Below are 10,941 nucleotides of genomic sequence, written 5' to 3'. Positions count from 1 at the left end.
AAAACATAAGAATAGACGGCTGTTTGGCATGCGCACCGAAAAGGTGCGCTTATTTTATTTATATTTCGGGCTTACAACTAACATCACAAATAAAGCTGAAATCAAGTCTGATGAAAATGTAGTTGGGACAATCGATAAGGTTGAAGCAGTTGAGGTAAAAGTCAGCTCGGGTGGCGGCCCTACTCAAGGCGGGACAGGAGAGCTGATCCTTGAAAAAGTTGAAGCTGGTTCGAATAAACCTATGGCGGACGTCGCCTTCGTATTAAAAACAGTCGTTGGTGGTAAAGAAATTGTCGTCCGTGAAGGAAGCACAAATGCTCAAGGGAAGCTTCATTGGACTGGTCTTAAATACGGAGATTATACTTTAGAAGAGACTGTGCCAACAGGTTATTTAGCCGAAACCCCGTTAAAGATTAAGCTTGATTATGATAAGATGCCTGAAGGTATCAAAACAGAGAAAATTGTGAATGAGCGTCAAAAAGGTACAGCTAAAATTGTTAAGAAGGACGCAGTAACAAAAGAAACATTAGCAAATGCAGCCTTCCAGATAATTAATATTGAAACAAACCAGAAATTCAAACTAACAACGAATGACCAAGGTATTGCAGAGGCAGAAGTACCTTTCGGAGAGTATAAGGTAGAAGAGATTCAAGCGCCGAATGGATATCAGATTGCAGCCAAGTTGGATAACATCAAGATAGAAATAGGAAAAACAACAGAAATTACCATTGATAATGATGCAGTTGTCAATGTTTCCGGAGAGAAAAAATGGATTGACGGCAATTCAGAAGAAAAACGCCCGAAATTCATCACAGTTCAAGCGTTGAATGGTAACAAGGTTGTTTCAGAGAAACAAGTTACAGCGGACAATGGCTGGAAGTACACCTTTAAAGACTTACGGAAGTATGATGAAAATGGTAAAGAAATTAACTATACCATCAAAGAAGCTCCGGTTGAAGGTTACCTCTCTAAAGTTGATGGGAACAATATCGTTAACATTGAATTAATGGACATTTCTGGTGTGAAGACATGGAAAGATGGAGATTCAGAAGATCGTCCGGAGATGATCAAAGTCCAACTTTTCCAAAACGGCAAGGCTATTAAAACAGCTGAAGTCACAGCAGATGACAACTGGAAATACAGTTTTACTGATTTAGAGAGATATGATGATGAAGGCAAAGAATATACGTATACAGTTGAAGAAGAAGCAATAGATGGCTACAAATCAACTGTAGATGGATTCAACATCACGAACTTACGTGTCGGCAAAACAGTCGTAGAAGGCGTGAAGACATGGAAAGACGATAATGTTAAAGATCGTCCGGAAATGATTAAAATTGATCTCCATCAAAACAGTGAAGTCATTGACACGAAAGAAGTCACAGCTGATTCTGATTGGAAATACAGCTTTACAGACTTAGACAAGTACGATAAAAATGGTGAAGTCTATGAATATACAATCAAAGAGCAGGCTGTAGAAAAATATCAATCAACTGTGGATGGTTACGACGTCACAAACCTCCGTGTTGGAAAAACAGAAGTATCTGGGACGAAGACATGGAAAGATGAGAATGTCGAAGATCGTCCAGATTCTATAACTGTTAAGTTACTTCAGAATGGAAAAGAAATAGAATCCAAGGAAGTCACAGCAACGGATAATTGGAAGTATAGTTTTACCGACTTAAACGAATTTGATGAAAATGGTAAAGCCTACAAATACACTGTAAAAGAGGAGTCTGTCAAAGGCTATCAATCAACAGTTAAAGGCTATGACATCACGAACGTTCGTATTGGTAAAACAGCCGTGGAAGGTACGAAAACATGGAAAGACGATAACTCGAAAGATCGTCCGAAAATGATCAAAGTGAACCTCCTTCAAAATGGTGTTGTGGCTGATACACAAGAAGTGACAACTGATACTGATTGGAAATACAGCTTCACGAACCTGGAAAAATATGATGAAGAAGGTAAAGCCTACGAATATGCTGTAAAAGAGCAAAGTGTTCCTGGCTATAAATCAGAAGTGAATGGTTTTGACATCACAAATACCAGATCAGAAAAAACTTCCGTTACTGTAACAAAAGGTTGGAAGGACGATAATTCCAAAGATCGCCCAGACCATATCACAGTGCATCTTCTTCAAAATAACAAAGTGATTGATACGATAAAAGTTACAGCTCCTGATGAGTGGACATATGAGTTCAACGATTTAGAAGCCTATGACGACAATGGGGTTGCCTACGAGTATTCTGTAAAAGAAGAAGCAGTTGAGGGTTATGAGTCAACAGTAGAAGGCTATGATATCACCAATCTGCGAGTTGGCAAAACATCTGTAGAAGGTACAAAATCATGGAAAGATGATGAGTCTAAAGATCGTCCGGAAATGATTGAAATCCAACTTTTCCAAAATGGCAAGGCTATTAAAACAGTTGAAGTCACAGCAGATGACAACTGGAAATACAGTTTTACCGATTTAGAGAAGTATGATGAAGAAGGTAAAGAATATACGTATACAGTTGAAGAAAAAATAGTAGAAGGCTACAAATCAACTGTAGATGGGTTTAACATCACGAATTTACGTATTGGCAAAACAACTGTAGAAGGTACGAAGACATGGAAAGACGATAACTCGAAAAATCGTCCGGAAATGATCAAAGTTGATCTTCTTCAAAACGGTGAGGTAATCAATACACAAGAAGTGACAGCTGCTAAAGATTGGAAATACAGCTTTACCGATTTGGAGAAGTATGATGAAGAAGGAAAATCTTACAATTACAGTGTGAAAGAGCAGCCTGTAAAAGGTTATCAATCTGCTGTTGACGGCTATAACATCACAAACCTGCGAGTTGGGAAAATATCTGTAGAAGGTACGAAGACGTGGAAAGATGATGATTCCAAAGATCGTCCAGAAATGATCAAGATCAACCTTCTCCAAAATGACCAAGTGATTGATACACAAGAAGTGACAGCTGCTACAGATTGGAAATACAGTTTTACCGACTTGGACGAATTTGATGAAAATGGTAAAGCCTACGAGTACGCTGTACAGGAAGAGGCTGTAGAAGGTTACCAATCAACAGTCAAAGGTTATAACATCACAAACGTCCGCATTGGAAAAACAGCTGTAGAAGGTACGAAAGCATGGAAAGACGATAACTCGAAAGATCGTCCGAAAATGATCAAAGTGAACCTCCTACAAAATGGCGTTGTGGCTGATACACAGGAAGTGACAGCTGATTCTAATTGGAAATACAGTTTCACAGATCTGGAGAAATATGATGAAGAAGGGAAAGCCTACGAATATGCAGTAAAAGAGCAAGGTGTTCCTGGATATCAATCAGAAGTGGATGGCTTTGACATCACAAATACCAGATCAGAAAAAACTTCCGTTACCGTAACAAAAGGCTGGAAGGATGATAATTCCAAGGATCGTCCAGATCATATCACAGTGCATCTTCTTCAAAATAACAAGGTAATTGATACCGTAAAAGTGACAGCTGCTAATGATTGGACATATGAGTTCAACGATTTAGAAGCCTATGATAACAACGGGGTCGCCTACGAGTATTCTGTAAAAGAAGAAGCAATTGAGGGCTATGAGTCAGCAGTAGAAGGCTACGATATTACTAACTTACGTGTAGGGAAAACTTCTGTAAAAGGAACGAAGACATGGGACGATGATCATTTCAAAGATCGTCCGGAAATGATCAAAGTTGATCTTCTTCAAAACGGTGAAGTAATTGAAACAAAAGAAGTAACAGTTGAAACTGACTGGAAGTATAGCTTTACCGACTTGGAGAAATATGATGAAGAAGGAAAAGTCTATACTTATACAGTGAAGGAACATGATCTCGAAGGCTACGAATCAATAGTCTCCGGTTATGATATCACGAACAAATTGATTCTTGGTGAGGTTCAACTAACCAAGGTCGACAAAGAAGACCACAAGCTTACTTTGGCTGGTGCTGAATTCGAGCTCCAGGATAAAGAAGGGAAAAGGCTTCAGGGAGGCTTAACAACAGATCAATCTGGTAAACTGTCAGTGACAGGGCTGAAGCCGGGAGATTATCAATTTATCGAAGCAAAAGCTCCGGAAGGGTATGAAAAGCTTAAAAAGCCAATTACATTCACAATCGAGAAAAATCAGAAAGAGGCATTAACCTTGATTGTGGAGAATAAGGCAATACCTTCGATAACTCCAGAAGATCCTGAAAAACCAGTTGATGGCAAACCAAGTGACCCGGAAAAAACTGGTGAAACTCAGAAAAAACCAGATCAATCAGGTCAAAACGGTTCTAAACTGCCTAACACAGCAACAACTCTATTCAACTATGCATTAGCAGGTATCATACTGCTTTGCGCAGGCTTATTGCTTGCACGCATTAGCCGCAAAAAGCAACAATAATTAAAAAAACTTCCACATACGAATCGAGTATGTGGAAGTTTTTTCGTTATAATATAATATTGAAACAGCCATTTAATATGAATGAAAAAATGTAAATAACTTGTAATATAGTGTAAGATGTAATAAAGTACTTAGGATATGATTTGCTTAAAAGCTAATGGAATGAACCAGTTAAAGAGCTAAAATTAGCGCGACGCTAAAGCGAGGATAAAATCTAAAATTTTACGTTCTGCTTTGATGAATTTGTCCTGATGTCAAAGATAAGGATTAAATGATCAGGGCACTTTGGTGATGTTCCTAATCTATTTTATATATTCCAAGCCTAACAGATGGCCTTTCAGTTTCTGAACATTCAAATTAACAATTCTTTAAATCAACTATATTTTCTGTGGAATTTGTTTGTGAAAATACCGAAACACAATTAAAAGGTGGTAAGCAACATGAGAGTAATTTTAATTGATGACGAGCCTCTGGCGCTTGAGCATATGAAAAAGATCCTTTTAGACATTGATGGATTGAAGGTTGTAGGGAAATATCTTAATCCAACAGAAGGACTTAAAGCAATTATAAAAGAGCGGCCGGATGCTGTCTTCCTTGATATTGAGATGCCCACAATCACAGGGATTAAACTAGCGGAGGAGATTCAGAACCATTGCCCGGATGTACATATTGTATTTGTGACTGCTTATGATGAATATGCTGTCAAAGCCTTTGAACTGAACGCTGTAGATTATGTCATGAAACCCGTTCATAAAAAACGGCTGACGGAAACTCTCAATAGGCTTAAACCATTAAAGAAGATTCATTTGAAAAAAGGAACAGGCAATCGTTCCGGAATGATCTGTTGCTTTCAGACGCTGCAGTTCATTTTAAAGGGAGACGAATCTGAAAATATTAAGGTTCATTGGCGGACATCCAAGGCAAAAGAAGTGTTTGCTTTTCTTATTCACAACCGCCGAAAACCTGTGAGAAAAGAAGTGTTAATTGATTTATTTTGGCCAGAATCAGAATTGGAGAAGGGTTTTGCACAGCTGTATGCAGCTATCTATCAAATCCGAAAGACGCTGGCTTCAATTGGCTTTAACATCAAAATTATCAGTCGTGATCATAGCTATATACTTGATATGCAGCAAATCAAGATTGATGTAGATGAACTTGAAAAACTTGAAGAAATGATAAATGATGGCAATCCTGACCTTGTAGTGGTCCAACAATTATTAGACCTTTATGCTGGAGATTATCTGGAAAAAGAAAGCTATCTGTGGGCGGAGAGTGAACGGGAACGCCTAAGGGTTTTATGGCTGTATTACACACAGAAAACGATCGAAATGCTCATTCAAAAAAAGGAATATACAAAAGCACTACTCATCTGTCAACGTATGCAGGCGTTGAATCCTTATAGTGAGGAAAGTTATTTTATGCTTATGCAATTATATGATCTGCTTGGTGAACGTCATTTTGTGGAGCAGCAATTTAGCAAGCTGGAAGAAATGCTTCTGGAAGAGTATGGTACAGAACCCGATTCGGAAATTTCAGAATGGTATCTTAGCTGGAGAGGGAACAAAGTATGAGGCTGAAACTGAGTTGTCTTAGCCAAATCATGAAAATAAAACCGCGCGAAATCAAGTTTTTATATTTGATTTTACGCGGTTTATTCATTTTAATTTGGAGCAATTTTTATCGGTTTTAATGGTTGAAATCATGTTATTTAATCAAAAGATTATGATCCATTTAATAATCGGATTTTAATGTGCTAAAACTTTTTGATATTGTTTTCGGATGATTTTTTTGAATTGAGCTCTCTTTCCAGGTTACTGAAAGTTGTGCTTACTCGCGATGCCGCCCGGAATACAGTAACTTCCCCCAGAAATACTTACCTGTACACTCGTTTGCAACTCCAATCTCCCTGACCTTTATGACATCCTTTTTAAAAAAATGCCGGGAGCAACAATACAACAAAACTGAAGCAAAAAAAGTGGTTCCAATTGCACTGCCAGTTGTGTTCATAGCTTGGTCATTTGATGGAATCTACTTGTCTTTTGATGGTGAGACCCAGCATGTATTGGACAAAATCTAAGAAAATACATACTCACTTCATTAAAATTACACAATTTTGAGTTATGCTTATAGTAATAGTGATGCGTAACATGTATTAAAATGAAGGTGAGAAGATGAGTAAACCCCGCTTGATTTTTATCTTATTGACATGTTTTTTCATTCTGTCAGGCTGCTTGCAAAAGAAACAGCAGCCGATTGATGAGGGACAATTATTTACAGCTACTTTGAATGTAGGAGATTTCAGTATTGATTTTTTAAATACGGCTGGTGAGAAGTTTGCACGATGGGAATTGAAAAAGCCGTATACTGGCGCTACTCTCCTGCCTGATGGTGATACATTGATCTTATATGGTCCAGAAATTGAGGAGGTTGACTTTTACTCTCTTAAAAATGGGTCCTTAAAAAAGAGCTTTAAGTCCGGAAAGGGCATATCTAATGTTCTTTATTTGGAATCGGATGCTAAATTCGCTTTTGCTGACAAAGTCCTAAACCAAGTCCGTTTTTTTGATAAAAATGGGAAAGAAACGCAAAATGTAAAAACAGCGGAATATCCGATGGCGATGGAGGCAGATAAAGAGAAATTGTATGTTGCTTCATTTAAGGGGGCAATGCTTTCAATCATCAACCTAAAAAATCATGAAATTGAGAAGGAGTTCAAAATTCCTGCCTCAACAGCAGGGATGCTCCTGCGGGAAAAGGAAATCTGGATTGGAGGACATGGAAAAGGGGATGAACCTCAATCGGACATTTCTGTGTATTCTCTGAGAACAGGGAATCTGGTGAAAGAAATTCCTGCTCCTTTGATGCCTATTAACTTCTTTGAAAATGATAAAGGGATATATGCTTTAAGTCATGGTACAAATATGTTATATCAATATAATCCTGATAAAGAACTGATCAAAAAAACTGAGGTAGGAGCTAATCCTTTTGCGATTGATTCGTTTGATGGAAAGCTTGTTGTAACAGGTTTTGACAGTGAAAAACTGTACTGGGTTGACCCCGAAACGCTTGATATCGAAAGAGCTGTTGATGTTGGTAAGGGGCCGTTTGTTATTTTTACACGTGAGAAGGTGAAATGATGGTACATGTGCTGGTCGTGGATGATGAAGAAGAGATGAGAGATCTGATCTCCATGTACTTGCAAAATTCTGGATTCCGGACAGCTGAAGCTGATGGATATGATCAACTCCAAGATGAACTTCTAAAAGAAGAGCCGGACCTTATTTTGCTTGATATCATGCTCCCCGGTATGGACGGGTTTGAGATATGTGGAAAAATCCGTGAGAAAAGCGATATTCCCATCATATTTTTATCTGCAAAAGGCGAGGAATGGGATAAGGTGAAGGGCCTCGGGATGGGGGCAGACGATTATATAGTCAAGCCATTTTCACCAGGTGAGCTTGTGGCAAGGATTGATGCAGTACTAAGGAGAAGCAAGTTCAATCAAAGCAGGTCAGCTATGGAGTATGGCTATTTTAAGTTGGACGAGGACCAAAGAAGGCTCATTGTTGACGGCAATGAAATCCAATTGACATTTAAAGAGTTTGAACTACTGAGAGTCATGATGAAACATCCGGACAAGGTCTTTTCTCGGGAAGACCTGCTTGAAAAGGTATGGGATATCGCATATCAAGGAGGATTGCGGACCGTTGATACTCATATAAAAACGCTGCGGATGAAAGTTGGGACAGAGGCAGGACGTTATATTCAAACCGTTTGGGGCTGCGGCTATAAATTTGTGGTGCCAAAATGAAAATAGGTCTGTCTAGAAAAATGTCTATTGCCCTATTGCTTGCGTTTACGGTGTCCACTTTGTATGCTTCATTATTTTCCTACTACTTATATGAAAGGTTGTATGTAAATAGCCTCAAAACGGAAATGCTTGATACCGGGAAACGTCTTGCTCACTCTTATGATGGAGGGACGGTCACGGAATCCTTTATAGATGAAGTAAACTGGTTTGGGGAGAAGTCTCAGTTTGAAGCTTTTGCTGTGAAAAACCCACGTGAATTGAGCATGTGCCTTCCATTTGAGGTGGATTATCAAACGTTGATTAGTGGTGAGGATCGGGAAACCCTTTTGAAGGGGGAAGCCGTTTATAAAAAAGGTCATGTTGAGCGTCTGGATCGCGATGTCATTTCGGTTATTATTCCTCTTTTAGATGAAAAAAGGCTGGAAGGTGTCATTTACTTGTATTACCCGCTGGCTAATTTGAGTGAAATGATACTCCATTATTCTGTTTATTGGTTTGGCGGTGCTATTCTATTTCTGCTTATTGCTTTGACAATGGGGAATAAGTGGTTAAAAAAGGCAATTCATCCATTGAAAGAGATGCAGACTGCTGCCAAGGATTTGTCGGGAGGCAATCTGTCTGTAAGGGTGGCCGACTATCCTGATGATGAAATTGGCCAACTTGCTCATACATTTAATGAAATGGCAGAATCCATTCAAAAGGAAGATGAAAAGAAAAAAGAATTTCTTGCAAATGTTTCCCACGAACTCAGAACACCACTAAGTTTTATTAAAGGGTATGCGGAGGCAGTTCAGACGGGGGTAGCCGCGCCGGAAGACAGAGAAAAATACAATCGGATCATATTGCGTGAGGCTGCTAGGATGGAGCGCTTAGTTGAGGATTTGTTAGATTTGGCGAAGTTTGAATCTAAGGAATTCACTTTGAATAAGATGCCTACGCCGTTGGCACAAACAATTGAGGAATCGATAGAAAAAGTGAAACAACGTCTTTTCCAGAAAGGGATTCATCTTGAGTGTAAGTTGAACTATGATTTGATTGCCGAAGTGGATGAAGGCCGCTTGGAGCAGATGCTTTTGAACTTACTTGACAATGCCATTAGGCACACTGAGAAGAACGGAACCATAACGGTTTCTTTAACATTGAACGATGAAGCTGCAGCTCTGATTACGATAACAGATACTGGTCAGGGGATCCCTGCCGAAGATTTGAAAAAAATCAAGGAACGCTTCTACCGGGTGAATAAGGCTAGAACAAGGAAAGAAGGGGGAACCGGATTGGGGCTCCCTATTGTTGAAAGCTTGGCGAAGCTGCATGGCGGATCATTTCATATTGAAAGTGAATACGGAAAGGGTACAACTGTTTACATCAGCTTGCCAATTATTCCTGATACTTTTCAATAATTGGCTACGCTGATTTCACGAGTTTCTCACAATAGGAGTGTACAGTGAAATATAGAAATATTTTTTGTTTGTGGAGGGGAAATATATGAAAAAAAGACTATGGCCTATTATGGTTGGATTGTTTGTTCTGGTACTGGCTGCCTGCGGAAAGACTGGAAATGAAGTAAAAGAAGACGCTGTTCCTCAGTCTATTGAGGCTGAGTTGGAAGTGCAGGAGACAGCAAATGCTGGTGAAGCTGTGCCTTTTAAAGTGACCGTAACACAAGGTGATGAAAAAGTGGCAGATGCCGACGAAGTAGAATTTGAAGTCTGGGAAGAAGAAAATAAAGCAGACAGTGAAATGATCAAATCGAAAAATAACAAAGACGGCACATACGAAGCAGAGAAGTCTTTTGATACCGACGGCGTGTATATTGTTCAGGTTCACGTAACTGCAAGAGGATTACACACCATGCCTAAAAAAACAGTCACTGTTGGTGAAGGGGCTGCTGGTGAAAAAGGTGATCATGAGGAGCATGCAGAGCATAGTGAGCATGACCAACATGACGGAGATGACCATGGTGAGCACCATGATACAGAAGGTTTCAGTATGCACTTCATGGAACCAGAGAATGTAGAAGCAGGAAAGAAAATCGAGCTTATGGCTCATCTTGAACTTGAGAACAAACCTATGGAAGCAGCACGTGTGCGCTTTGAAATTTGGAATGATGGCTCTGATAAACATGAATTTGTGGATGCGAAGGAGTCCAAAACTGGAGAATACACCGGACATTATGAATTTAAAGAGTCTGGGACATACAAAGTTCAAGTGCATGTGGAGAATGACGAAGGCTTGCATGAGCATGAAGAACATGAAATTGAGGTAAAATAACAGAAAGGAACGTCCATGTGAATGAGCATGGACGTTCCTTTTTTTGTTGGGGGAATCGTAAAACAATCGATCTTATAATAGGATCTAGTCCAGACTGTGTGATAAGTCAAACTAGGCTCAACTGAAAGTGCAATTGCAACCGAAGAGACTGGATACTTCGTCTAGGCCTCTGATGTACAGTGACGTAGGCCGCCGAATTTGTCCGATTGTGTGCCGCTGTCGGAAAGTCCAAGAATGTAGCGCATATCTCGAACTGGTCGCCAATCACATTAACACTTCCTACTCATTATTGCGCCTAAGATTCTCGAGCTTAACAGGCGCTTTTGACTTTGAAATAACGGAGAAGGTGGGATTCGAACCCACGCGGCGGTTGCCCGCCCTAATGCATTTCGAGTGCATCCCCTTCAGCCGGGCTTGGGTACTTCTCCAAATAGAAAAAGATTATTGCATCATA

The 10,941-nt window shown here is 39.5% G+C and carries 6 protein-coding genes and 1 tRNA gene; 6 read left to right on the top strand and 1 reads right to left on the bottom strand.

Annotated features, from left to right (window positions below; all coding sequences use genetic code 11):
• The first annotated feature begins 28 nt into the window (after positions 1-28).
• The 6 genes from H9631_RS18560 (at position 29) to H9631_RS18535 (ending at position 10,487) form a co-directional block, all read left to right on the top strand.
• Positions 29-4,405, top strand: a complete 4,377-nt coding sequence (locus H9631_RS18560; protein ID WP_191815484.1) for a Cna B-type domain-containing protein — start codon at positions 29-31, stop codon at positions 4,403-4,405.
• A gap of 440 nt (positions 4,406-4,845) precedes the next feature.
• Positions 4,846-5,976: a response regulator gene (locus H9631_RS18555; RefSeq protein ID WP_191815482.1), complete on the top strand. Its 1,131-nt coding sequence runs from the start codon at positions 4,846-4,848 to the stop codon at positions 5,974-5,976.
• A 600-nt stretch (positions 5,977-6,576) separates the two neighbouring features.
• Entirely contained in the window at positions 6,577-7,542 is a 966-nt protein-coding gene (locus H9631_RS18550; RefSeq protein ID WP_191815480.1) for a YncE family protein, read from the top strand.
• Positions 7,542-8,216: a response regulator transcription factor gene (locus tag H9631_RS18545; protein WP_191815478.1), complete on the top strand. Its 675-nt coding sequence runs from the start codon at positions 7,542-7,544 to the stop codon at positions 8,214-8,216. Before H9631_RS18550 ends, H9631_RS18545 begins: the two co-directional genes overlap by 1 nt.
• Positions 8,213-9,616, top strand: coding sequence for a sensor histidine kinase (locus H9631_RS18540; RefSeq protein ID WP_191815476.1), 1,404 nt, complete (start codon positions 8,213-8,215; stop codon positions 9,614-9,616). Before H9631_RS18545 ends, H9631_RS18540 begins: the two co-directional genes overlap by 4 nt.
• Before the next feature lie 85 nt (positions 9,617-9,701).
• Entirely contained in the window at positions 9,702-10,487 is a 786-nt protein-coding gene (locus tag H9631_RS18535) for a FixH family protein (RefSeq protein WP_191815474.1), read from the top strand.
• A gap of 338 nt (positions 10,488-10,825) precedes the next feature.
• Here H9631_RS18535 and H9631_RS18530 read toward each other — a convergent pair.
• A tRNA-Ser gene (locus tag H9631_RS18530) sits at positions 10,826-10,915 on the bottom strand.
• Between the last annotated feature and the right edge of the window lie 26 nt (positions 10,916-10,941).

Source organism: Bacillus norwichensis (genome assembly GCF_014836955.1).
Classification (GTDB): Bacteria; Bacillota; Bacilli; order Bacillales; family Bacillaceae_C; genus Siminovitchia; species Siminovitchia norwichensis.
This window is presented reverse-complemented; position numbering and strand designations above follow the sequence as displayed.

Coding starts and splice junctions, on each gene's coding strand:
- H9631_RS18560 (WP_191815484.1), top strand. CDS start 29: ATGCGCACCGAAAAGGTGCGCTTATTTTATTTATATTTCGGGCTTACA.
- H9631_RS18555 (WP_191815482.1), top strand. CDS start 4,846: ATGAGAGTAATTTTAATTGATGACGAGCCTCTGGCGCTTGAGCATATG.
- H9631_RS18550 (WP_191815480.1), top strand. CDS start 6,577: ATGAGTAAACCCCGCTTGATTTTTATCTTATTGACATGTTTTTTCATT.
- H9631_RS18545 (WP_191815478.1), top strand. CDS start 7,542: ATGGTACATGTGCTGGTCGTGGATGATGAAGAAGAGATGAGAGATCTG.
- H9631_RS18540 (WP_191815476.1), top strand. CDS start 8,213: ATGAAAATAGGTCTGTCTAGAAAAATGTCTATTGCCCTATTGCTTGCG.
- H9631_RS18535 (WP_191815474.1), top strand. CDS start 9,702: ATGAAAAAAAGACTATGGCCTATTATGGTTGGATTGTTTGTTCTGGTA.